The following is a 23,126-nucleotide window of genomic DNA, read 5'->3' as shown; positions in this document are numbered from 1 at the left end:
CCCTCAGGCGTCGCCGCCCGCTCCGCCGGTGGTCCCGGCGTTGACGTCCAGGAGCTTGTAGCGGTCCATGGCGTACGACGGCGCGCCCTCCTCGACGGCGCCCCTCGCCGCGAGCAGCTGGAGAGTCTTCACCACGATCGAGTGGGTGTCGTTCTTGAAGAAGCGGCGGGCTGCGGCGCGGGTGTCGGAGAAGCCGAAGCCGTCCGCGCCGAGCGAGGCGAACTCGTTCGGGAGGAACTGCCGGATCTGGTCCGGGACGGCTTTCATGTAGTCGGTGACCGCCACGATGGGTCCGGTGGCGCCGGCGAGCTGCCGGGTGACGAACGGGACCCGGGCGGGCTGGCCGGGGTTGAGGAAGGCTTCCTCCTCGGCGGCGAGCCCATCGCGGCGGAGCTCGTTCCAGGACGTCACGGACCAGACGTCGGCGGAGACGCCCCAGTCCTCGGCGAGGATCCGCTGGGCTTCCAGCGCCCACGGCACGGAGACACCGGAGGCCAGGATCTGGCTCCTGGGCCCTTCAACGTCCGACGCCGACACCCGGTAGATGCCCTTCAGCACACCGTTGACGTCGAGGTTCTCGGGTTCGGCCGGTTGGACGATGGGCTCGTTGTAGACGGTGAGGTAGTACATCAGGTTCCGGTCGCCGTCGCCGTCGCCGTGGGCGGAGCCGTCGGAGCCGGGACCGTACATCCGCTCAAGGCCGTCGCGCATGATGACGCCGATCTCGTAGCCGTACGCGGGGTCGTAGGTAACGACGGCCGGGTTGGTGGCGGCGAGGATCGGGGAGTGGCCGTCGGCGTGCTGCAGGCCTTCGCCGGTCAGGGTGGTGCGGCCGGCGGTGGCGCCGATGATGAATCCGCGGGTCATCTGGTCCGCGGCGGCCCAGAAGGAATCGCCGGTGCGCTGGAAGCCGAACATCGAGTAGAACACGTAGATCGGCACGAGCGGTTCGCCGTGCGTGGCGTAGGACGTGCCCGCGGCCGTGAACGCCGCCACTGCCCCGGCCTCGTTGATGCCCGGGTGGATCAGCTGGCCCTGGGCAGATTCCTTATATGCAAGCACCAGGTCCCGGTCCACGGACAGGTAGCCCTGGCCGTCCGGGTTGTAGATCTTCGCGGTCGGGAAGAACGCGTCCATGCCGAAGGTGCGCGATTCATCCGGCACGATCGGGACAATGCGGTGTCCGAACTTCTTGTCCCGGAGCAGGTCCTTGAGCAGGCGCACGAAGGCCATGGTGGTGGCCGCCTGCTGTTTCCCCGAACCTCGCCTGGCAACCTCATAGGTTGCGGGGTCGGGAAGCTCCACGGGCGCGTGGTCCGCGCGGCGTTCGGGGACGAAGCCGCCCAGGGCGCGGCGGCGTTCCATGAGGTACTGGATCTCGGGGGCGTCGGGGCCGGGGTGGTAGTACGGGGGCCGGTAGGGGTCGGCTTCGAGCTGGTCGTCGGTGAAGGGGATGCGCAGGTGGTCGCGGAAGGCCTTGAGGTCCGCGAGGGTGAGCTTCTTCATCTGGTGCGTGGCGTTGCGGCCCTCGAAGTGGGTGCCCAGGCCGTAGCCCTTGACCGTGTGGGCCAGGATGACGGTGGGTTTGCCCTTGAACTCGGTCGCGGCCTTGTACGCGGCGTAGACCTTGTTGTAGTCGTGCCCGCCGCGCTTGAGGTTCCAGATCTGGTCGTCCGTGAGGTCCTGGACGAGTTCCTTGGTCTGCGGGGTCTGGCCGAAGAAGTGCTCGCGGACGAACGCGCCGGACTCGGCCTTGTAGGTCTGGTAGTCCCCGTCGACGGTCTCGTTCATGACCTTGACCAGGGACCCGTCCCGGTCCCGGGCGAGCAGGTCATCCCACTCCCGGCCCCAGACGACCTTGATGACGTTCCAGCCCGCGCCGCGGAAGAACGCCTCGAGTTCCTGCATGATCTTGCCGTTGCCGCGCACCGGCCCGTCCAGGCGCTGGAGGTTGCAGTTGATCACGAAGTTCAGGTTGTCCAGCTTGTCGTTCGCGGCGAGCTGGAGCAGGCCGCGGGACTCGGGCTCGTCCATTTCACCGTCGCCCAGGAACGCCCAGACCTGCTGGTCGGAGGTGTCCTTGATGCCGCGGTTGTGCAGGTACCGGTTGGACTGGGCCTGGTAGATCGCGTTCATCGGCCCGATGCCCATCGAGACCGTGGGGAACTCCCAGAACCCGGGCATCAGCCGCGGGTGCGGGTAGGAGGACAGGGCGTGGCCCTCCTTGGACTTCTCCTGCCGGAACCCGTCCAGGTCCTCCTCGCTCAGCCGGCCCTCCATGAAGGCCCGGGCATACATGCCAGGGGAGGCGTGGCCCTGGAAGAAGACCTGGTCCCCGCCGCCGGGGTGGTCCTTGCCGCGGAAGAAGTGGTTGAAGCCGACCTCGTACAGGGTCGCGGCCCCGGCATAGGTCGAGATGTGCCCGCCGACCCCGATGTCCGCCCGCTGCGCCCGGTGCACCATGACCGCGGCGTTCCAGCGCAGCCACGCCCGGTACTTCCGCTCGATCTCCTCGTCCCCCGGGAACGGGGCCTCCTGGTCCACCGGGATCGTGTTGACGTAGTCCGTGGTGGTGACCATCGGAACACCCACGCTCTGCGCCCCGGCCCGCTGAAGCAGGCTGCGCATGATGTACCGGGCACGCTCCGTGCCCTGTTCCTGAATCAGGGTATCCAGGGACTCCAGCCACTCGGCGGTCTCTTCCGGATCACGATCAGGCAGCTGGTTTGTCAACCCGCTGAGGATATGGGAGGTATCTTCTCCTGCAGCCACGTCCAGCCTCATTTCGTCGTTGAATGGTTGGCTCAAGTTTTCATTCTGTGAGAAAACTTTATTGCACTTCGAGATTATCTAGGCGGCAATCCGCGCGTCAAGACGGCCGGGCAGTCACAATCGGCCGCCACCTGCAACGCCACCAGCAACGCGGGGTCAGATCCGGCCCATTAGACGGCCCGGCACCGGCTGTGACTGACCCCGCGTTGCATTTACGGTGAGGTGAGTTTCAGGGGGAGGTGAGAAGCCGGCCCCATCGCGGGTCCAGCAGCGGTGCGCCCGCCATCCTGAGGCAGTGCCACAGCGTGACGGCCACCGAGTCCAGCACGGGGATGCCGGTCGCGGTCTCGATGTCCGCGGCGATGTTGGCGCCGTAGAGGTTGGTGCAGAGGTAGATGATGGCATCCGGCCGGGACTCCGCCAGCTGCAGCGACCCCGGGCGCATCTCGTCATCGGCCACCCGGGCGAACGACTCGTTGTCGCTCAGGCCCAGGAACCGGTGGTCCACGGTCTTGATGCCGTCCTGTTCGTAGGACGCGATGATCTGCTCGTTGACGTCCCCGGTGTACGGGGTGAAGAGCCCGATGCGTTCGGTGCCGAAGCTCCCGAACGCCTCCATGTACGCCAGCGTGGAGGTGGTGGCCGGGATGCCCGTGGCGTTCGTGATTTCCTCGACGAGCCGGCGGTCATGATCGGCGCCGAGCCAGGAACCGGAGGTGCCGTTCCAGGCAATGACGTCGACGTCGGCGGTGGCGAGGAGTTCGGCGGCCGAGCGCATGACGGCGGCATCGAACTGCTGGTCCGAGGACTTGTCCAGGGCAATCCGGGTGACCGGGATCCGGGCGAAGTGGATGGTGACGTCATCGCGGCCGCCCAGGATCCGGTAGCTCTGCGGTTCGAGACACGTGTTGGAGGACGGCACGATCATGCCGATGCGGGTGGCGCGGGTTGCGGAAGGCATGGGTACTCCTAGCGGGCAGCGGGGTAGACGGCGGCCGGTGTGGGGACGGAAGCGGTGGCGGCCTGATGCTCGCGGAAGCCGCTGCGCGGCACGAAGCGCCCCACGGGCCCGGGATCGTGGAAGCCGTCGCCGTCCAGCACCACGCGTCCGGCAGAGACGACGACGGCGGGCCAGCCCGTGAGCGTCCGGCCGTCGAACGGGGAGAAATCGGTGCCCATGTGCAGGGCCGCGCCGTCGACGCTGCGTTCCTCGGCCGGATCGAAGACGACGAGGTCGGCGTCGAAACCGGGCGCGATGGTTCCCTTGCGCGGCAGCGCGTTGATCCGGGCTGGTCCGGCCGCGAAGACTTCGACGAAGTCTTCCACCCGGGCCCCGCCGCCGCGGGCCGCGTCCATCATGGCCGTGAAGGTGACGGGCATCCGGGTTTCGACCCCCGGGAGTCCGTGCGGCATTTCGCGGATGTCGTCCGTGCGCTCCCGCTTCTGTGTCAGGTCGTAGCAGGAGTGGTCGGAGGCGACCGTGTGGATGGCGCCGTCGGCGAGCCTTTCCCGGAGCGCGGCGACGGTCTGCGGGCTGCGCATGGGCGGGCAGCAGGCGTACCACTCGGGCACCACCGAGCCGTAGACGGTGTCGTCGAGGGTGAGGTAGTGGGGGCAGGTCTCGGAGAAGGCGTCCTGGCCGTGGCTGCGGGCCTCGGTGACCAGGTCCACGGCCCCCGGCGTCGACTGGTGCACAAAGTAGACCGGAGCGCCGGTGTATTCGGCCATGGCCAGGGTTTCCTTGACCGAGATCTCCTCGGCCAGTTCGGGACGGGTGCGGTGCAGGTGCTCGATGCCGATCCGGCCGTCGTCCGCGTGCTGGCCGGTGCAGTCGGCAATGATGGGGTCGTGCTCGGCGTGGATATAGGTCAGGCCGTCCAGGCGGACCATTTCGCGCATGACCTTCAGGATGGTGTCCCCGTCCGCCATGGTGGTGCCCCGGTTGGTGGTGTACATCTTGACGGACCGGACGCCCTCGGCAGCGAGCTGCTCCAGCTGCCACGGCACGGTCTCGTCCCAGCTGACCACGGAGCCGTGCAGCGCGACGTCGCACCGGGACTCGCGGGCCAGCGCCTTCTTGGACAGCACGGCGTCCAGCGGGGTTTCCCGGGCGTCGCGGGGGATGCCGAAATCGATGATCGTGGTGGTGCCGCCCCACAAGGCGGCCGTCGACGTCGTCCGGTAGTCATCGAGCGTGCGGAACCTCCCGGTGATCTGGGCAACGTGGCAGTGCCCGTCGACGCCGCCGGGAATGACGAGCCGGCCGGCGGCGTCGATGACGCGGGTGGCCGCGGGGGCGGGCTCGGCGGCGTCCACAAGGCGGTCGATGCGGCCCTCCCGGACCACAACGTGGGCCCGCTGGCGGCCGGAGCTGTTGACCACGGTGCCGTGGGCAATGACGAGTTCTGGCATGTCGGATTCTGGGGTGTCGGACATCGGTGTCCTCCTAGGTTGAAGTGGCTAGTTGGCCGGCGCGGCCGGAGCCGGCTGCCGGGCGCCGCCGTCGACGGCGGTGCGGGCGTTCTGCGGGGCGGGCTCTTGCGGGGCGGCGTTTTGCGGGGCCGGGTTTTGCGCGGTGGTGAGGGCCGCGTCCAGATTCGCGGAGAGGCCGCGGCGGGCCTTGGCCGGGGGAGGTGCGAAGGCGCCGGCGCGGTGCGGGCCGGAATCGAGGCCGACGACGGCTTCCGCCATCCGGATGCCGGCGGAGATGCCGTCCACCACGGGGACGCCGATGGCCCCGCGGAGTTCGCGGGCCAGCCCGGCGAGCGGCGCTCCGGCGAGAATGACGACGTCGGCGCCGTCCTCGGTGACGGCCTGGCGGCTGAGCGCCAGCAGGGTCGCCTTGAAGTCCTGCTGCACGGAGGCGATGCCGTTGAGGGCCTCGTTGATGGAGCGGATCGACGCCAGCCGGCCGCCGAGCCCGAAGCGCTCCACGCAGTCCTGGTACCAGGGCCGGATCCGGTCGGAGATGGCGATGATGGAGAAACGGTGCCCCTGCAGGGCGGCGGCGCAGAGTGCCGCCTCGGTGATCCCGACAACGGGGACGTCGGTGAGTTCCTTCAGCGCCGGCATGCCGGGATCCCCGAATGCGGCCACCACGACGCCGTCGACGCTGTCGCCGGCTCCGGGGCCGTCCCGTGTGTACTCCGCGATGATTTCGGCGACGGCTCCCGCGGCGATCAGGGACTCAAAGCGGGTTTCGATGTATTCCACGCCGTACCCGGCGGTCCGGACCACGAGTTCGGTTCCGGGGGAGGCGGAGCGGAGGGCTTCCGCTTCGATCAGGGCGGTGACGTCGTCGCTGATATTGGGGTTGATGACAAGGAGTTTCATAAGTTCTTCCGATGAAGGTCGGGTTCCGTCCGGCGGAAATCCTCCGGAAACTGTTCCCGGTATTTGTCGATGTGCGACGCCGACTGGGCGGCGGCCCGGTCGGGGTCGCCGCTGGCGATCGCAGCGTAGAGGGCGCGGTGTTCCTCGATGAGCTCGGGCAGGTCGCTGACGTGACGGAAGAGCCAGTGCATGCGGCCCTGGAGCGGTTCGAGCGCGGACCTGAGGAAGCCGTTGTCCGCGATCCGGGTGATGGCATCGTGGAATTCGCTGTTGGCGCGGTGGGCCTCCATGATGGCGCCCCTGGCCAGGCAGCGGTCTGCCTCGTCCAGCAGGCCCTTGAGGCCGTTGAGGTCTGCGGGGGTGGCGCGGGCGGCGGCCAGCCGGCAGGCCAGCACCTCCAGGGACTGCCGCACGTCGAACAGGTCCTCGACGTCCTTGGCGCTCAGTGTGCTGACTTCGGCGCCGCGGGCGCCGCGGTCGCTGATGAGCCCTTCCTGGCGGAGCATGCGCAGGGCTTCGCGGACCGGGAGCCGGGACACGTTGAATTCGGCGGCGAGGTCGCGTTCCACCAGCCTGGTGCCGGGAACGTAGTGCCCTTCAAAGATCCTGGTGCGGAGTGTGTCCCGGACAGCCTCCCGGAGGGGGCGGTCCTTGTCCTGGGTCTCTTCTGCGGTATGCATGTTTCTCCACTTTCGGTTCTTGTCCGGCATTGCGTTCCCGGCGTCAGGAACAGGTGCGTGGCTAGCTTAGACAGGTAGCCGCTTGTTGTAGTTCAGGGTCAGGACGGAGACGCCCATGATGAGCGCGGATCCTACGAAGTACAGCAGCGCCCAGGTGTACGAGCCTGTGGCGCCGACGATCAGGCCGACGGCGATCGGGGTCACGAAGCCGGAGATGTTGCCGCTGAAGTTCATCGCGCCGCCCAGGACGCCTGCGTTGGTCCGGCCGCCCAGGATCGAGGGGATGCTCCAGAAGAGGCCCACCCAGCGGAGGAAGAACATGACGACGGAGAGGAGGATTACCGCCGTCGTCGGGTCTGCCACGACGGTGACGCCGACAAGGCCGCCGACCACGACGACGCTGGAGGTGCCCAGGAGGGTGCGCATCACCCGGTTGGCCGAGGCGCCCGCGGCGCGCCACTTGTCGGCGATGGTGCCGCCGAGGATTTCGCCGACGAACCCGGCGCCGAAGATCACGAACGTGGACCAGCCGATGGTCTTCAGGTCAAAGCCCTTGGCCTGGGACAGGTAGAGCGGGCCCCAGGTGAGCAGGCCGTAGAAGACGCCGTTGAAGCCCAGCCAGCCGAAGCACATGGCCCAGAAGGACCGGAACTTCAGGTAGGGGAGCAGGGCCCGCTTGCCCTTGCTGCCGTCGAGCTCGGCTTCGGCGTCCTCGGCGGCGTGAGAGGCCTCAATGTACTCGGCCTCGGCGTCGTTGACTCCGCGGTGCTGGCGCGGGTTGTCCCGGACATACCACCAGACGGCCAGGCCCATGAGGACGGTCGCGGCGCCGGCGATGATGAAGGAGCTGCGCCAGCTGCCCGTCGATGCGATCAGGCCGGCGATGAGAATGCCGCCCAGGCCGGCGCCGAGGGGCGCGCCGGCGTCAAGGATCGTGGCGCCGCGGCCGCGTTCGGACTTGTGCATCCAGATGGCGTTCAGTTTTCCGCCGGCCGGCATGACGCCGGCCTCGGTGACGCCGATGCCCAGGCGGGCGATGAACATGCTGAGGAACCCGCCGGCAAGGCCGGAGGCGGCCGTGGCGGCGCCCCAGCCGACGCACGACGCCGTCATCACCTTGCGGGGGCCGAACTTGTCGATCAGCCAGCCGACGGGGATCTGCATCAGGGCGTAGGTCCAGAAGAAGGCCGAGAGCAGGAGGCCCACGAGCTCCGGGGGCATGTTGAATTCCTTCTGGATGATGGGCAGGGCGACCGAGATTGAGCCCCGGTCGATGTAGTTCACGGACACGAGGACCAGCAGGAGGAGGAAGAGTTTCCAGCGGACGTTGGTGCGTCGTTGCACGCCGTCCTTGGTGGTTGCGGTGTCGGTGCTCGGTACTTCGGTTTCCTGTACGGGGGGTTCGGTATTTCGAAGAGACACAACTTCTCCTTCACAGAGAGGAAAATTGCCGGCAGGTGGGAGGTTCTATTTGTTCGCGGGCCAGGAGGCCGGGGTGTGGGGCGTCCTGTGCGGGGCTGCCCTGGGCTCGTATCGGGGCTGTCATCGAGGTTCGGATCCGGCCTGATATGGAGGCTGATGTCGGTGCCGACATCAGGGGTGGGTCCAGGGGAGCCGGGGCCCGGCAAGCTTGCTATATTTGGGATCCCAATTTGGGATCCCAAAATTGAGAATAGAAGTGACGGGGGCCACTGTCAAGGTTTTTTAGGCGCCCGGGCCGCTTCGCCGGAAAATGTCGATTGTGACTGGGGCGGTTTCTTCGCGGCCGGACAGTCACCGCCGGGCGCGACAAACAACGCGGGGTCAGATACGGCCCATGAAACGGTCCGGTACCGGCCGTAGGTGACCCCGCGTTGCTTTTTCGGGCACGAGCATGGGCCGCGCCCAGGGCATGGCTTCGCACCACCCGCGCAGGGCATGGCTTCGCCCCGCTACCCGACAGGGAATCCTGTTCCCGGCGTGAAGCCGGGACGGGCGGCGGGGCGGGCAGCCGTAACGGGGGTGCCGCAAGCAACGCGGGGTCAGATACGGCCCATTAAGCGGTCCGGCACCGGCCGTATCTGACCCCGCGTTGCTTTAGCTGCCGCGGTAGGTGGAGTAGGCGAAGGGGCTCAGCAGGAGCGGGACGTGGTAGTGGGCCTGGGCTTCGGACACGGCGAAGGTCAGCGTGACTTCGGGGAAGAAGGTCTCGGTCCCGGAGGTGGCGTAATAGGATCCGGTGTCGAAGCCCAGCCGGTATGTGCCGGAGGGCAGCCTGTCGGGGCCAAGGGACTTGACGCGTCCGTCGTCGTCGGTGGCGCCGGCCGCGATCTCGACCCACCGATCGCCGTCGAGCACGTGCAGGGCGACGGCGACGCCCGCGGCAGGCTTGCCGGAGCCGGTGTCCAGGACGTGGGTGGTGATGTGGGAGGTGCTCATGCGCCGATCAGTCCTTCGAGTCGGAGCAGCGCGATTTCGCGCAGCTGCTGGCCGATGATTGCTTGCTCCTCTTCGGGAGTGTGGGAGAGTCTGGTGTTGAGGGCGGCCAGGATCTCCTCCCGGCTGCGGCCGGCTGCGCGGATCAGGAACACCTGGCCGAACTTCTCTTCATAGCTCCGGTTGCCCTTGGCGATGGCTGCCGCGACCGCCGGGTCCGGAACGCCCAGGCCCGCTTGCTCGGACTGGGAGAGCCGGGCCTCCGCGCTGTTTCCGGCAGCCCGTTCACCGATGCGGGGATGGTGGGCCAGGGCGGCGTCCACTTCCTCGCCCGTGAAGGGATCCGCTGCGCGGCCGGCGGCGTCGATCAGGCTCCCGGTGCTGCCGAAAGGCCGGGCCTCAACGATCTCGGCAATCCACCGCTCAATGTCCAGGCAGGGGCGCAGGGCGGCCGCAGCGTCCGCCGGGGCGGCCGCGTTAAAGTCTTCCAACAGCATGTGCCAGATCCTTTGTGTCAATGCTGGCATCCACGGTGTAGGGCTATACGGACAAGATATTCGTATCGTGGAACTGTTATTTCAGCATATGCAAGAGATTGAACCGTACCGTGTGGCGGGTGTCAACCGGGCGGCCGGCATCCGCGACACATGCCGACCAGCGCTGCGAAATCGGACGGGCGCTCCCCGGATCCGGGGAGCGCCCGTCCAAAATCGCAGCGAGACGGTGAGGCTCAGCCGTGAACGGTTGCGACGTCGCTCTTTTCCCAGTTCGTCCAGTCGGACCAGTGGTCACTGTGGCCGCTCCGGACGCGGAAGGAGACGAATTGGAAGACCTTCTCGCCGTGGTGGCGGTCAAGGTTCGGCACGTTGTCGGGGCTGTGCAGCGTCACCGAGTTGCCGCGGTGATCGAACGACTCCCAGAATGTGGAAAATCCCAGGATGGTGTTGTGACGGCGTCCGCTCTCGTCTTCGATTCGGAGCTGGCGGATCTGCACGGTCTTGCCGCCGCTGCATGCCACCCGGATACGGAAGTCCACGCGGCTGGAGTCGCGCTTGGCGTCCCAGCTGTCACGCGTTGTGGGCTTCAGTGGATCGACCGTGCAGCCGTGATCCGACGTCGAGGCGCCGGCAGGGGCCGCAAGGGCAACAGGCCCCCCGAGAAGCCCGAGCGCGACGGCCGGGATCAGGGCGACCTTGGCCTGATGGAGTCGCCGGTTGTTGCTGGCTGAAGTGATGGACATGGTTGGTAGTGCTCCTGCAAGGGGAAATTGATCATCGTTATGTGCGGGCGACCAGCGGGCCACGGTTTCGCTGCAGGGCGTCTTCGCTGCAGGTGTTCGGCGCCGCAGCTTGGCCCCGCGGCGCTCGGTCCGTCCTGGTGGTTGCGTCCTGCGCTTGCCGTTGTGGCGCCGGTGGCGCCCCGTTTTAGCCCGCCCGTGCTAGACGGGCGGCTCGGCGCCGGATTCCGTCCGAAGTGGTTGCGGAATCCGGTACTACTATCGTCCGCCTGCCCCGGCCTCCGATCCAGCCCCGTTTTGCGCCTCCCTTCGGGCCGCCAATGGCCGGGCGGAGGGGGCCCGACGGCGGGCGGCTGGGGGTCCGCGGCGGGGCAGCGGCGGGTGAATTTCAGTACAACATACCCCTGGGGGTATGCTGTGCTGACCAGTACCACTGAAAAGGGAGATCCCGGATGTGCCGTGCAGTTGCCTGTAAGAAGTGCGGAAAGACCACCTGGGCCGGTTGCGGCCAGCACGTTGACCAGGTCATGCGGGGCGTCCCCAGCGCCGACCGCTGCCGCGGCCACGAGGGCGAAACCAGCACCAAAACCGGTTTCTTCGCCAAGCTGTTCGCCCGCTGAGCTGTTCGGCTGCAGCCTGCCCGCGATCGTCCAGCCAGCCCCCGCCGTCAGGCAGCCTGCGTCCGCTGGTTGTGCAGGCTGAGGAAGTCCTCCGCCAGGGCCGCCCACTGGGGCCGGAAGGAATACAGACAGCCGAGCCGCAGGCGGGTCGCGGCGGCGTAGGCGTCGAAGCGCGCAGGGGAGACCCGCAGTTCTGCGGCAGTGGCGATGACGTGGCCGCGGGCGGTTTGGTACCGTTCGGCGGTTAGGCGGTGTTGGCGCAGACGCAGCTCAAGATGCACAGCGAGGTTTGCGAGGTCGGCGGCGGCCTCGGCCCGGCCGGCTTCGTCGAAGTCCAGCAGCCCCAGGGGAGCGCCGGAATCCGCGGAGAATATCTGTTTGTCGTGGAGGTCGCCGTGGGACCACACCAGCGGATCCGGATCGGTCCGGAGCAGCTTTTGGGCGGCCTGTTCCGCGGCCATACGTACGGCGGTGCGCCCGGGCCGCGCTGCCGGACTGTCTTGGGCGTGCACCAGCCACAGGTGCACGGTGCGCTGCAGGCTCTCCAGTTCGACGGCGGCCGTCCGCGGCGGGAGCGCCTCGAGAGCCGTGCGGTGCGCCGCAGTGTTGGCCGGGGAATGCTGCCGCACCCAGGCCCGCGACCATTCGTGCCAGGCTGCTTCGAACAGCGCATCACTGACCGCGGGGTCGTTTCCGAGCTCGAATAGGGACCGGCCCGGCAGCGTCGTGATCGTGAGGCAGCCCGGCGTGCTGGAAACAATGTCCGGGGTGAGGAAGTCCTCTGCGCCAAGGAGTTCGTTCATCCGGGCGTGCCTGCCCACCGCCTCGTCGGACTGCCGGACCCGGAAGATCTTGAGGTAGTGCTCGCCGGCCTTGACCACGGCCCGCTTGTGGGCCCGGTGCACCACCACCTCGCCCAGCGGCGATGCATGTTTCAGGGCCGGAAGCCGCCGGTCGCGGCCGTCCCGCAGGAGCTCCAACTGCCCCGCCCTCAGATGCGCCGCCCGGACCCCTGCCCGGCCGGGGGCCCACAACTCCAGGACATAGTCCTCCGCGGCGTCGTCCGGCCAGGACCGAACGACCTGCCATTCGGTGTTGTCCTCGTCCAGGATGGCGGCCGGGACGGGCGGGTGCCAGCCCATGTCAGCGGGCCCAGGCATCCACAGCCGGGCTGGCGAGGCCGGACGCGAAGCCCGACCCGAAGCCCGACTCGTAGCCGGACACGAGGCCGGACGCGAAGCCCGACTCGTAGCCGGACACGAACGAAGAGAGCGCGGCACGTTCGTCGAGCACGGCGAGGGCCATTGCCGAGCGCTTCGGCAGCGGGGAACAGGCCAGCCGCAGCCAGGCGCCGTCGGAATAGGCATGGAACCGGTCCGGAGTGACGTCCAGCTCCTCCGCGGCGGCCAGGATCCGGGAGTGGGCCGCCGCGTACCGCCCGCGCGACGTGCGGTGCTGGCGGGCATGCAGTTCCAGATGAACGTCCAGGTTGGCCAGGTCCAGGGCCGCCTCGGCCTGGGCGGTGTCGTCGAAATCCAGCAGGCCCAGCGGCGAGGAGCCGCCGGCGGCGAGGATTTGCTTGTCATGGAGGTCGCCGTGCGCCCAGACCGGTGGATCCGGTGCAGTCCGGAGCAGGTTCCGGGTCACCTCGTCGGCCCGGGCACCCAGGGCGGCGCCGTGGGCTGCGGCTTCGGGGAGGTCGTTGTGGTGTCGCAGCCACCGCTTCACCCACCGCCGCAGGTCCGCGACCTCCACCTCCGGCGAATGGACGGGCAGGGCGGCCAGGGCTGCGTGACCGGCGGAGCTGCCCACCTGGGCGGCCCAGGCGAGCTGCCATCTTTCCCACAGCCGGTCGGCCGTTTCATCGCCGAGGCCCGCTTGGTCGTCGCCCAAATCCCCGAGCGTCCGGCCGGCCACGGCGCTGAAGACGATAACGTCCGGAGAGTTCCGCAACACCCTGGGCGCGGTGAAGGTCCCGGGGTCCAGGATCGCTTCGGTTTGCGCGCAGCGTTCGGCGGGCACAATGGCACCGCCGGGCAGGAAGACCTTGATGTAGCTGGCCCCGGCCCGGATGACGGCGCGCATGTGCGGCCGGTAGGACACGAGTTCCCCGTGCCGGGCCTCCCCCCGCAGCGACGGAAGCGCCGGATCATCCTCGGGCAACAGTTCGAACACGCCGGCACGCAACACCGCTCCCCGGACTCCGGCCCGCCCCGGGGCCACAACCTCCAACAGGTAGTCGCCGACCGCTTTGTCAGGCCACGCCCGGTGGATCTGCCAGGTTTGCCCGGAAGAGTCGACGGCGGACGGCGGGACCGGCGAGTGCCAGTTCATGCGATCAACTCCAAGGCCCGGCGGATATGCCAGTCCGTGGCGGCCGGCCAGTCGCTGGCCCGGTTCCGGAACGGGTCGACACTGTTCAGGAACAACCGGAAGGCCGCCCACGCATCCACCCTGGTCTGCGAAAGGTGCCCGCCGGCCGCGTGGTAACCCTCGAGCAGCTGGGCTGTCTTGCGGCCACCGGCCGCGGGACCGGCACCGGCGGGGTCCGCGATGTCCTCCACCGCGGCAAAGGACCCCAGGTCCCTCGCCGGGTCGGAGGTCCTGACGCGGTCGAAGTCGATGATGCGGACGGCCTGACCGTCAACCAGTATCTGGTCCGCCGAGAAGTCACCATGGACCAGCACCTGCTGCGGCGCGTGTGGGCCCACGGCGCCGAGAATTTCCAAGAGCCGGCCGGTGAGCCGGACTGCCGGAGCCTCGAGCGCCGGAAACAGGCAGGTGATCATGGACCGCGTGGCGGCGAGCTGGCGTATCAGGTCCGCCACGTCCGCCGTCGGATCCGTGGAGGTTTCCGGGCCCATGCCGTGGATCGCGGCCAGGGCCTGGCCTGCGCGGTAGGTGGCCGGATCGTTGTCGCCGCCGCTCAGGTCTCCATGGCCCCAGTACGGCGAGGCGCTGATGCCGTGCGCGGCGCATTCCGGGTCGGCCAGTTCCGGCAGGACCGGGATGCCATGGCTCTCCAGGCGCCGCCGCAGGCGGAGGCCCGCGGCGGCCTCGTCAGCTTGGACGGCGGTCTTGACGACGACGGGCAGTGTCGCCGAGGGGACCCTGGCAACAAGCCTGCGCTCCGGGTTGTATCGCAGCACGCTGACCGGCGGGTCCAGGAAGCGCCCCGCCTCGGGGAGTGCTCCGAGCCGTGCGAGCCCGTGGTCCCGGAGCCACCGAAGGTTGGGGCGCAGCGGCCAGTCCTCGTCGAGGGGGCCGACGGCCACGACGACGTCGGCGTGCCGGTCATCGGGCCGGACAAGCCGGACGCCGCCGCCGTGCTCCCGCGAACTGTCCGCCCGTCGCTGCAGTTTCCCGACGTGCTCCGGCGCCGTGGTGGATGCCCAGCCATAGCTGCCGGCCCCGTCGATGGTCCAGTTGCCGCCCCGGCGGAAGGCGACGACGGCGGAGGTGTGCGGTTTGTAGCGGGTCCTGGTGATCCGGACACTTTCGCCCAGAAGCCCGGAGAGCAGATCGTCGTCCAGGACCCAGTTCAGGCCCGGGATCCGGGCGTCCCGGGCCGCCAGGGCGCGGTCAGCTTCGCGCCGCTGCGCCCGCAGCCATACTCCCTGCAGGGCGGTGCTCATGACGGCACCCTTCTCATGACGGCACCCTTCTCATGACGGCACCTTGACCAGTTCGCCCGGTTCGCCGGTCTGCTGCCGCTGGACCCAGCCGGCATAGCGGGAGTCCGGTTCGGCCAGCAATGACTGCGGCGGCCCGTCTTCAAGGATTTCGCCGTCTTCGAGCCAGATCACCCGGTCGCACGACTGGGCTGAGTTGACGTCGTGGGTAATCGTGATGGCAGTCCGGCCCTCGGTGAGCGTGTCCAGGGCGCCGAGGACCGAATCCCGGGATGCCGGATCAAGCCCGGCCGTCGCCTCGTCCAGGATCACGATGGGCGCTTTGCGGAGCATGGCGCGGGCGACGGCCAACCGTTGGCGCTGGCCCCCGGAAAGATCGTTGGCCGCCTCACCGAGGACCGTTTCGTAGCCCTGGGGCAGTGCGCGGATGAAACCGTCGGCCTGGGCAAGGGCCGCCACGGCTTCGATCTCCTCGTCGGTGGCATCGAGGCGGCCGAACCTGATGTTCTCCCGGACGGACGTTCCGAACAACACGGAGTCCTGGAGCAGGATTGAGACATGGGCGCGCACGGAGGCGATCGTCAGGGTCCGCAGGTCCTCGCCTCCGAGGCTGACACTGCCCTCCCAGGGGTCCACCATCCGGAGGATCATGCTGGCGAGCGTGGACTTCCCGGCCCCGGAGGGCCCCAGTACGGCGCAGTGCTGACCTGCCGGTATGGTCAGGGTGATCCCCTTGAGCACCGCGGTTCCGTCGAAGTGGCCGGCCCAGACATGGTCGAACACGATGTCCGGGTGGGAGCTCTTGAGGGCGACGGCGTGGGGTGCCTCGGGCACGTCGCTCTGGGTCTCCAGCAGGTCCGCCACCCGTTCCCCGGAGGCCGTGGCGCGGGCGATGCGGCTCGTGTACCGGGCCACATCCTTGAGCGGCCTCAGCCCGGTTTTCAGGTAGAACAGGAAAACGATCAGGTCCCCAGGGGTCATCGCATGCTGCATCACCCTCCATCCACCGGCAGCCAGGACAACCGCCGTCGCGATTCCTGTCAGGACGTCGGTCTTCCGTTGCAGGCTGGCGGACAGCCGCAGTGTGGCCACCCCGGAGCCAAGGGCTGCCTGATTGCTCTTGCGGAAGCCCGAGCTGATGGTGTCTTCGAGCCCGTACGCCTGGACTTCGCGCATTGCTACGAGCGTCTGGGCGGCGGTGGTGGCCAGGGCGCTTTCGCCTTTGCGCGACTTGCGGGCCGCGGTGGTAATCGATCCAGAGCTCTTGCGGGACAGCAGGATGAATATCCCGATGGACAGGAATGTCACCAGGGCGATCAAAGGATCGAGCCAGAGCATAATGATGATCATTGCGACCAGCGACACGATGTTGCCGATGAGCGGGAGCCCCGCCGTGACCGCCACTTCCTGCAGCCGGGATACGTCCCCGACGAGCCGCTGGACTGTGTCGCCGGTGGAGGCTCGGCTGTGGTGGCGCATGGACAGGCCCTGGAGGTGGCGGAAGGTTCGGGCGCGCAATTCGGAGGAGATCCGGGTACCCACAAGGGCAAACGAAATCGCGGAGAGGTAGCTGGCCACGGCCCGGATGAGGCTGATGACAATCACCGCGCCGGCGCAGAGGAGCAGCACCTCGGCGCTTGCCTCTACGCTGAGCGGGGACTTGCGCAGATTGGCGCCGAGGGAGTGCGAGACGGAGTCGAGGACGATCTTTACCGGCCACGGTTCAAGGAGCCGGAAGAGGATTTCCACGGCCATGGCAATGAATCCCCAGGTGATGAGCAGCCTGTGCCCGCGCAGATGCGGGCGCACGCACCGCAGGGTCCGCCGCAGCGGTGTGGGTTCAGCCGGTGCCTGGGCGGGGGGCCTTCGCCACAGCTTCCGCCAGCCAAGGGCATGCCAGCTGCGGGCGTGCGAATGCCTGGACGCGGTGGTCATTGCACGGCCAGTCTGCGCGCAGGCGGCAGTGCCGCGGTGATGCGGGACAGTACCCCGCTCCAGCTGAATCTCAGCACCGCGTCGCTGCGGGCCTCGCGCCCCAGCCGGCCCCGCAGCTCCGGATCTTCGCCAAGCCGGAGGAGGGCTTCCGCGAGTGCGGCCGGTTCCCCGGGCGGGACCAGGATGCCGGTGCGCCCATGCTGGATGATGTAGGGGATCTGCCCGACGGCGCTCGCGATCACCGGCAGTGCGGCCGCCATGTATTCGAAGACCTTCAGCGGCGAGAAGTAATCGTCCTCGCCGGGCGCGTCCGGGGGATAAGGTGCGGCGGCGGCGTCGCAGTCGGCCAGGAGGCCGGACACGGCAGCCGGTGCTACGGCGCCGGTGAACTCCGCCGGCACGCCGAGGGACGCGGCGAGGCGTTCGAGGTCCGCCCTGCCGGGGCCGTCACCGACCACGAGGAGCTGCCAGCGGAGGGCCGGGTCGAGGGTCTGCTGGTTGGCCAGGGCCACAGCGTGCAGCAGGCAAGGGACACCGTGCCAGGGCTTCAGGGTTCCAACAAACGCCACCGTGAGATGGTCCGGTTTCCGGCGGCCGGAGCGGCGGGGCGTGATCCGGTCGACGTTCACGCCGTTCGGCGCCAGCACCGTCCGCGCCGTCGGCACCCGCGCATGCACCCAGCGCACCACGGGCTCCGAGACGCAGGCCACGACGTCGGCCGTAGCCGCATTGCGGCGGAACACCGTCTCGGCCTTCTTCACATCCAGCAGCTCACGGTACCGCTGCTGCTCCTCGATGAGCGGCGCATTGACCTCCAGCACCGACGGCACGTCCAGGACGCGGGCCACCACGGACAGGGCCGGGCTGAACAGTGAATAGCGCTCGTAAAAAAGTCCGCAGCCGTGGCGCAGGACCTCGTCCACCAGGCCCAGCGCGGCGTCCTGGATGGCCCGTTCCCGCGCGGGGCCGGGGACGGATTCCGGCTTGACTTCGACGACGTCGAGGTCGGCCAGGTCGCGGGGCCGCTCGGTGCCGAGCCGGGTGCAGTAGACGGTGACGGCGGCACCGGCGCCGCGCCATGCCCGGACGATTTCCTGGACATGGACCGAGGAACCCTTGGTGCCGAAGACGGGCACGCCGGGGTCGGCGCAGAGGTAGGCCACGCGTGTCATGCGACCTGCCTTTCCGAACGGGAGAGGGACCTCAGGAGTTCGACCTGGCGGCGGACGTCGAAGTCCTCCTCCACCAGGGCGCGGGCATTGCGGGAAACGGCCAGCCTGTCCGTGGCGGGAAGGCCGAGCGTGCGGATGCCACGGGCCAGGGCGTGATGGTTGCCGGGGCGGACCAGGACCCCGGTGGAGCCGTTCCGGACCACTTCGGGGATCCCGGTGACTGACGTGCTGACGCAGGGCACGCCGGTGGCCATGGCCTCGAGCAGGACCGTGGGCATGCCGTCGGCGTTGCCGTCGGCGCCGACCACGCAGGGCGCCACGAAAATATCGGCCGAGTGGAGTAGCTCGTGGACCTGGTCCTGGGTCTGCGGGCCGAGGAGGCGGACATGCTCGCCGAGCCGGAGCTGATCGATGCTGGCCTCCAGCTCCTCGGCCATGATCCCGGTCCCGGCGATCCGGAGGTCCAGCCTGACTCCCTGCTCCAGCAGTTCGGCGGCGGCGGGCAGCAGATACTGGAAGCCCTTCTTCTCCACCAGGCGCCCGACGGCGGCGACGCGCAGGGTGCTGCCGAGCGGGCGCGGCTCCCGGTACGGGAATCGCTCAAGTTCCAGGCCGTTGCGCACGAGATGGAGCCGGGACGTCGACGCCGGGAAGCGGCGGCGCAGGTAGCGCATGTTGTACCGGCTGATGGTCACGGCGTGGTGGGCCTGTTCGAGCTTGAGCCGCAGATCGTCGTCGCTGACCGATTCGTGGAAGATGTCCACCGCGTGGGCGGTGAACGAGAACGGGATGCCGGTAATGAAGGACGCCAGCCGGGCCACGGTGGTGGCGCCCGAGGCGAAATGGACGTGCATGTGCCGGATGTTGCGGTCCTGCAGGGCCGTAGCCAGGTTGATGGCCTGCACGGCGTCGTCGGCCCTGGCGGCGGCGAGTTCGGCGAAATTCCGGCCGATGGCGGCCGTGAGCCCGGCCGCCTCGGCCATCCGGAGGCTCTCCCACAGGGCAATAGTTTTGATGGGGCGGTCAATGTAGGTCACCGGCGCCTGGACGCGGGCGAGCTCGGGGTGGAACCGGGGGTCGTCAGTGGGCCGGAGGGAGAAGATCTCGAGCCGGTCACCCGCCGCTTCGCGGGCCAGGATCTCCGAGACGATGAACGTTTCGGAGAAGCGCGGATACATTTTGAGGACGTAAGCGGTCCCCGGTTCAGACGGCGACACGGCTGGCTCCGTTCGCGCGTGCCGCCCGCCGGCCAGCGGCACTGATCTGAGCGGCACTCATCTGACCGGCACCGAACTGATCGGCGGTAACCTGATCGGCGGCAATCAGGGGCTGCAGCAGCTCGGCTGCCAGTTGCGGGACGCGGATCAGGCCGTCCAGGACGGCGCGACGGCGGTCCACAGTGGTGCCGAGCCGGGAGGCCAGCCAGCCGGCGAGGAACTCCGGCGTCAGGGTGCCGATCTCGTGCTGCTCCAGGTATCCGGCCGCGGCCAGGGACGCGGCCCGGGTCCGCTGCTCGGCCCGCGACTGTATGCGGGGCACGATCAGCGCGGGGACGGCCGTGCTCATGATCTCGCACACCGTGTTGTAGCCGCCCATCGAGACGACGGCGCCGGCGTGCCGGATGTGGAATACGATGTCCTCCACCGCGGACACCACTTTGACGCCGGGGCGGGCCCGCTGACGGAGGTCGGCGAGTTGCTCGGCGGGCATCTGCGGCCCGGCCACCACCAGATGTCCCAGCCCGTCCGGGACCGCCGCGGCGACGGCCACCCTGGCCAGGGCATAGCCGTCCGAACCGCCGCCGACCGTCGTCAGGCAATACCGCCCGGGCATGCAGCTGGTTCCGGATGCCGGGGGGCGTCCCTCGGCGAGGTAGCCGGTGTAGCGGATGAGCTTGCGGAGGGCGAACGGTATCTCGCCGGCGGCCACGGGGTCATAGACGGCGGGATCACCGTAGACCCAGATGGCGTCGAACAGCGCCTTGACCACGCGGGGCCCGCCAACCCGGGCCCATTCGGTGGCGGCCGTGGCGGGGGAGTCCAGGACCTCGCGGAGACCGAGCACCACCCGCACGGACCCGGCAGCCTGTGCGCGCCGCAAGGCCGTTTCGAGCTCGCCGTGGACGCCCGTCGCATGGCGGTCCACGATCACCAGATGGGGGCGGAACCCGGCCAGCGTTGCCTGCAGCAGCCTGGCCCGCAGCGGCACCAGCTCGTGCATGGGCAGCGCCAGGTTGCGGGGCAGGTAGCCCTCGGAGCCCTTCCCAATACCGGGCAGCAGAACCCAGTCCCATCCCTCGGGGAGCCGGAACGCCGGGGCCAGGGCCGTGCCGGTGATAAGGATTCCGGTGACGGGGCGGCCGGTCAGCCCGGGAAGCTGATTGGTCAGTGCATGGGCCAAGGCAAGGTTCCGGCGTACATGTCCCAGGCCCACTGAATCATGGGAATACAGCACTATCCGCATTGGCTCCACGGCAAAACCTCCCCCGGCCCCGGCGTTCCGGATCCAGTCGCGGTTGCAACTGGATCCCGTGCCAGCGCGCTCTGATGATAGACATCAGCCTGCGCCCGAAGAGTGAGGACGGGATGAGAGGAAGATTAAGGATTTCTCATCCAAGGACCGCCCGGCCAGCCGGGCCGGAACCGAACCCGGTCAGACGCGCCGGGCGCGCCAAATCAGGGGTATCCGGATCGCTCGGACCGCTTCGGAACAGACCGGCTCAGACGCGGACGCTGGCGGACTGCAGCGGGATCCGGATCAGGAAAGTGGCCCCGTGGCCGTATTCGGATTCCACGGTGGCCAGGCCGCCGTGAGCCTGGGCGATGGCCGCGACGATTGCGAGGCCCAGCCCCGAGCCTTCCTCGCCGCGGCCTGTGTGCGCCCGGCCGAACCGTTCGAAGATCCGTTGCTGGTCCTCGGCAGCGATGCCAACGCCGTCGTCCCGCACCCACAGCAGGAGGGTGTCCGACGCCGGCAGCGGCGTTCCGTCGGCCGCCGTCGGGCCCTCGATCCGGGAGCCGAGCGCAATGGTGGAGGACCGCCCGGTGTACTTGACGGCGTTCGCGGCGAGCTGGACCAGGGCCTGGGTGAGGCGCTGCGGATCCGCGTCCACTACGTAGTCGGCTTTTTCATCGATCTGCCAGTGCCGGTCGGCCAGGACGTGCACCTTCTCCATGACCTGATCCAGAAGGTCCGGGATCGGGACGGGTTCACGCCGGATGAAGTCGGGGTGGCCGGAGTTTGCGAGCAGCAGGAGGTCGTCCACGAGGCGCTGCATCCGGTCCACCTCGTCCAGCAGCACGTCCCGCGTGGCAATGACATCCTCCGGGTCATCGACCGTCTCGAGCTCGAGGTGGCCACGGAGGATGGTCAGCGGCGTTCGCAGCTCGTGGCCGGCGTCGTCCAGGAACTGCTGCTGCTGCTGGGCGCCCTCATCCAGCCGTTCGAGCATGGTGTTGAAAGTCTTGGCCAGCAGAGTGACGTCGTCCTCGCCCTTGCGCACCTCCACCCGCTGCGTGAGGTCCTCCGGGCTGACCGCGTTGGAAGCCTCGCGCAGCATGCGGAGCGGATAGAGCAGGCGCCCGGCGACGACGCCGCCGATCACCGCGGCAGCCAGGAGCATGCTGAGGGCGACCAGCGAATACGTCTGGACGGAGCTGAGGTTGTGCTCGCGCTGATCGCCCGCGTCCCGGCCGACCAGGAAGAAGGTCCCGTCGGCGCCTTTCATCGGCAGCACGACAGTCCTGAGCGGGCGGCCGTCCGAGTTCAGCTCGCCGAAGGACGCGCCTACCTCATTCCTGAGCCCGGCGGCGTCGGAGAGCATGCTGTCGTTCAGGAGGTCTCTGTCCGGGTTGCCCTCAACGGTCCACGCCACCCGCCCGTCCACGATTCCCGCCATTACCTCGTTGCTGCGGGGCTCGATGTCCTCGGCGGCCTCGTGGAGTGCGCTGATGTAGCTCCTGTTGGCGTAGTCCCCGGAGGTTTTCTTGTTGGTCTGCACCATCTTGACCACGGATTTGGCCTTGTCCAGGATCGCCTGGTCAATCCGGGCATCGGACTCCTGGAACTGGACCACGAACGTGACCAGCCCCGCGGTGAAAAGCCCGGCGAGCATCATGCCCAGCATGGCGGCCACCACCCGGAAACGCACCGAGTGGATCTTCGCGCCCCAGCCGGAGGGGTCCACGGTCCCGTCGGCCGGTGCGGCCGGTGCGGCCGGGGGCTGCCCGGACGCGCCCTGCGGGGTAGGGCCCTGCCACGGCGCGCCCTGCGGGGCAGGGCCCTGCCCAGGCTGGGCCGGCCCGGGCGGGCGGTTCCCGCCGGGGAGTTCATCAGAGTCGGTCACCTTGTTCCCCTTCCGGTGACAGTCCGTTCTGTTTTTTGAAGCTTGCCTCCGCGCCTACAAGTTGTGCCTCCAAGCCGCGCCTGTAAGCCGCGCCTAGCCAAGGCGGTAGCCGGCGCCGCGCGTGGTGAGAATGCGGTTGGCGCCGATCTTCATCCGCAACTGCCGCACGTAGACGTCCACCACGTTGGACGTGCTGTCGAAGTCGTAGCCCCACACGTGGCTCAGCAGTTGTTGCCGGGTCAGGACCTGCCCGGGGTGCAGCAGGAACATTTCCACCAAGGCGAATTCGCGGGCGGAGAGCTCCACCATCCGGCCGTCCACGCTGACCGTGCGGGTGTGCAGGTTCAGCTCCAGGGGTCCGTAGCGCAGGATGCTTCCCGCGAGCGGATCGCCGGTGTCCCCCCGGCGTGTCCGGGCCCTGATGCGGGCCACGAGTTCCTCGAAGTGGAACGGCTTGACGATGTAGTCGTCGGCGCCGCCTTCCAGCGCTGCAACGGTGTCGGCGGACGAGCCTCGGGCTGTGAGGAAGATGACCGGTATTCCCACCTGTCCGTGGCGCAGGGCGGCCAGTACGGCGAAGCCGTCCAAACGGGGGAGACCGATGTCCAGGAGCAGGAGGTCGAATTCGCCGCTGGCCGCGTAGTCCACGGCCGTGACGCCGTCGCTTACCACCGTGGGGGCGTAGCCGGCGGCGCGCAGGCCTTTTTCGATGAAGCGGGAAATGCGTTCTTCGTCTTCTGCGATGAGGATCCGGATCACGGTGGCTCCCTGGAAAAAGCGCGGTTCCGGGAGGTTCCTTTGGGCTGCAGAGCGCGGGCGGAACCGGAAGTCCCTGCTTCGGCGGGACGGCAGGTCGGTGATTCAGAAGGAATGGACATCTGGTGCTCCTCCAGAGGACCGCCGAACATTCCGGGGTTCCATCGGGCAGCTGCGGACTATCCCGCTCCTTTCATCCTGCCCCTGTCGTGGTGCGGGCGCCACCCTT

General features: G+C 68.7%; 19 protein-coding genes. 1 reads left to right on the top strand and 18 read right to left on the bottom strand.

Annotated features, from left to right (window positions below):
- Nucleotides 1-3 precede the first annotated feature (3 nt).
- The 9 genes from aceE to LDO15_RS20035 all read right to left on the bottom strand — a co-directional run bounded on the left by aceE (nt 4) and on the right by LDO15_RS20035 (nt 10,440).
- Nucleotides 4-2,784, bottom strand: a complete 2,781-nt coding sequence (aceE, locus tag LDO15_RS20075) for a pyruvate dehydrogenase (acetyl-transferring), homodimeric type (RefSeq protein WP_223987571.1) — start codon at nt 2,782-2,784, stop codon at nt 4-6.
- A 217-nt stretch (nt 2,785-3,001) separates the two neighbouring features.
- A complete protein-coding gene (locus LDO15_RS20070; protein WP_223981643.1) occupies nt 3,002-3,733 on the bottom strand; it encodes an aspartate/glutamate racemase family protein in 732 nt (243 codons plus the stop codon).
- Nucleotides 3,734-3,741: 8 nt separating this feature from the next.
- Entirely contained in the window at nt 3,742-5,208 is a 1,467-nt protein-coding gene (locus tag LDO15_RS20065) for an amidohydrolase family protein (RefSeq protein WP_223981640.1), read from the bottom strand.
- A gap of 24 nt (nt 5,209-5,232) precedes the next feature.
- Nucleotides 5,233-6,105 carry an aspartate/glutamate racemase family protein gene (locus LDO15_RS20060; RefSeq protein WP_223981637.1) on the bottom strand — a complete coding sequence of 291 codons (873 nt, stop codon included), beginning with the start codon at nt 6,103-6,105 and terminating at the stop codon, nt 5,233-5,235.
- Nucleotides 6,102-6,785 carry a GntR family transcriptional regulator gene (locus tag LDO15_RS20055; RefSeq protein ID WP_223981634.1) on the bottom strand — a complete coding sequence of 228 codons (684 nt, stop codon included), beginning with the start codon at nt 6,783-6,785 and terminating at the stop codon, nt 6,102-6,104. Before LDO15_RS20055 ends, LDO15_RS20060 begins: the two co-directional genes overlap by 4 nt.
- A gap of 66 nt (nt 6,786-6,851) precedes the next feature.
- Nucleotides 6,852-8,207 carry an MFS transporter gene (locus LDO15_RS20050; RefSeq protein ID WP_223981631.1) on the bottom strand — a complete coding sequence of 452 codons (1,356 nt, stop codon included), beginning with the start codon at nt 8,205-8,207 and terminating at the stop codon, nt 6,852-6,854.
- A 654-nt stretch (nt 8,208-8,861) separates the two neighbouring features.
- Entirely contained in the window at nt 8,862-9,203 is a 342-nt protein-coding gene (gene uraH / locus LDO15_RS20045) for a hydroxyisourate hydrolase (RefSeq protein ID WP_223981628.1), read from the bottom strand.
- Entirely contained in the window at nt 9,200-9,697 is a 498-nt protein-coding gene (gene uraD, locus LDO15_RS20040; protein WP_223981625.1) for a 2-oxo-4-hydroxy-4-carboxy-5-ureidoimidazoline decarboxylase, read from the bottom strand. The genes uraH and uraD overlap by 4 nt, the downstream gene beginning before the upstream one ends.
- A 233-nt stretch (nt 9,698-9,930) precedes the next feature.
- Complete coding sequence (locus tag LDO15_RS20035; RefSeq protein WP_223981622.1) at nt 9,931-10,440, bottom strand: hypothetical protein; 510 nt, start codon at nt 10,438-10,440, stop codon at nt 9,931-9,933.
- A 449-nt stretch (nt 10,441-10,889) separates the two neighbouring features.
- Here LDO15_RS20035 and LDO15_RS20030 point away from each other — a divergent pair, with 449 nt between their 5' ends.
- Complete coding sequence (locus LDO15_RS20030) at nt 10,890-11,057, top strand: hypothetical protein (RefSeq protein WP_223981619.1); 168 nt, start codon at nt 10,890-10,892, stop codon at nt 11,055-11,057.
- Nucleotides 11,058-11,104: 47 nt separating this feature from the next.
- On the opposite strand, the gene LDO15_RS20025 is transcribed toward LDO15_RS20030, so the two are convergent.
- The 9 genes from LDO15_RS20025 to LDO15_RS19985 form a co-directional block, all read right to left on the bottom strand.
- A complete protein-coding gene (locus LDO15_RS20025; RefSeq protein WP_223981616.1) occupies nt 11,105-12,217 on the bottom strand; it encodes a phosphotransferase in 1,113 nt (370 codons plus the stop codon).
- Nucleotides 12,201-13,391, bottom strand: a complete 1,191-nt coding sequence (locus LDO15_RS20020; protein ID WP_223981614.1) for a phosphotransferase — start codon at nt 13,389-13,391, stop codon at nt 12,201-12,203. The genes LDO15_RS20025 and LDO15_RS20020 overlap by 17 nt, the downstream gene beginning before the upstream one ends.
- A complete protein-coding gene (locus LDO15_RS20015; RefSeq protein ID WP_223981611.1) occupies nt 13,388-14,692 on the bottom strand; it encodes an aminoglycoside phosphotransferase family protein in 1,305 nt (434 codons plus the stop codon). Before LDO15_RS20015 ends, LDO15_RS20020 begins: the two co-directional genes overlap by 4 nt.
- Nucleotides 14,693-14,722: 30 nt before the next feature.
- Nucleotides 14,723-16,624 carry an ABC transporter ATP-binding protein gene (locus LDO15_RS20010; RefSeq protein ID WP_223981609.1) on the bottom strand — a complete coding sequence of 634 codons (1,902 nt, stop codon included), beginning with the start codon at nt 16,622-16,624 and terminating at the stop codon, nt 14,723-14,725.
- Nucleotides 16,621-17,796: a glycosyltransferase family 4 protein gene (locus tag LDO15_RS20005; RefSeq protein ID WP_223981607.1), complete on the bottom strand. Its 1,176-nt coding sequence runs from the start codon at nt 17,794-17,796 to the stop codon at nt 16,621-16,623. The genes LDO15_RS20010 and LDO15_RS20005 overlap by 4 nt, the downstream gene beginning before the upstream one ends.
- Nucleotides 17,793-19,013, bottom strand: a complete 1,221-nt coding sequence (locus tag LDO15_RS20000) for a glycosyltransferase (protein ID WP_223981605.1) — start codon at nt 19,011-19,013, stop codon at nt 17,793-17,795. The genes LDO15_RS20005 and LDO15_RS20000 overlap by 4 nt, the downstream gene beginning before the upstream one ends.
- Complete coding sequence (locus LDO15_RS19995) at nt 19,000-20,196, bottom strand: glycosyltransferase (RefSeq protein ID WP_223981603.1); 1,197 nt, start codon at nt 20,194-20,196, stop codon at nt 19,000-19,002. Before LDO15_RS19995 ends, LDO15_RS20000 begins: the two co-directional genes overlap by 14 nt.
- Before the next feature lie 319 nt (nt 20,197-20,515).
- A complete protein-coding gene (locus tag LDO15_RS19990) occupies nt 20,516-22,141 on the bottom strand; it encodes an ATP-binding protein (RefSeq protein ID WP_223981601.1) in 1,626 nt (541 codons plus the stop codon).
- A gap of 93 nt (nt 22,142-22,234) precedes the next feature.
- Nucleotides 22,235-22,900 carry a response regulator transcription factor gene (locus LDO15_RS19985; protein WP_223981599.1) on the bottom strand — a complete coding sequence of 222 codons (666 nt, stop codon included), beginning with the start codon at nt 22,898-22,900 and terminating at the stop codon, nt 22,235-22,237.
- Nucleotides 22,901-23,126: the final 226 nt, after the last annotated feature.

Source organism: Arthrobacter sp. NicSoilB8, from assembly GCF_019977355.1.
GTDB lineage: Bacteria > Actinomycetota > Actinomycetes > Actinomycetales > Micrococcaceae > Arthrobacter.
This window is presented reverse-complemented; position numbering and strand designations above follow the sequence as displayed.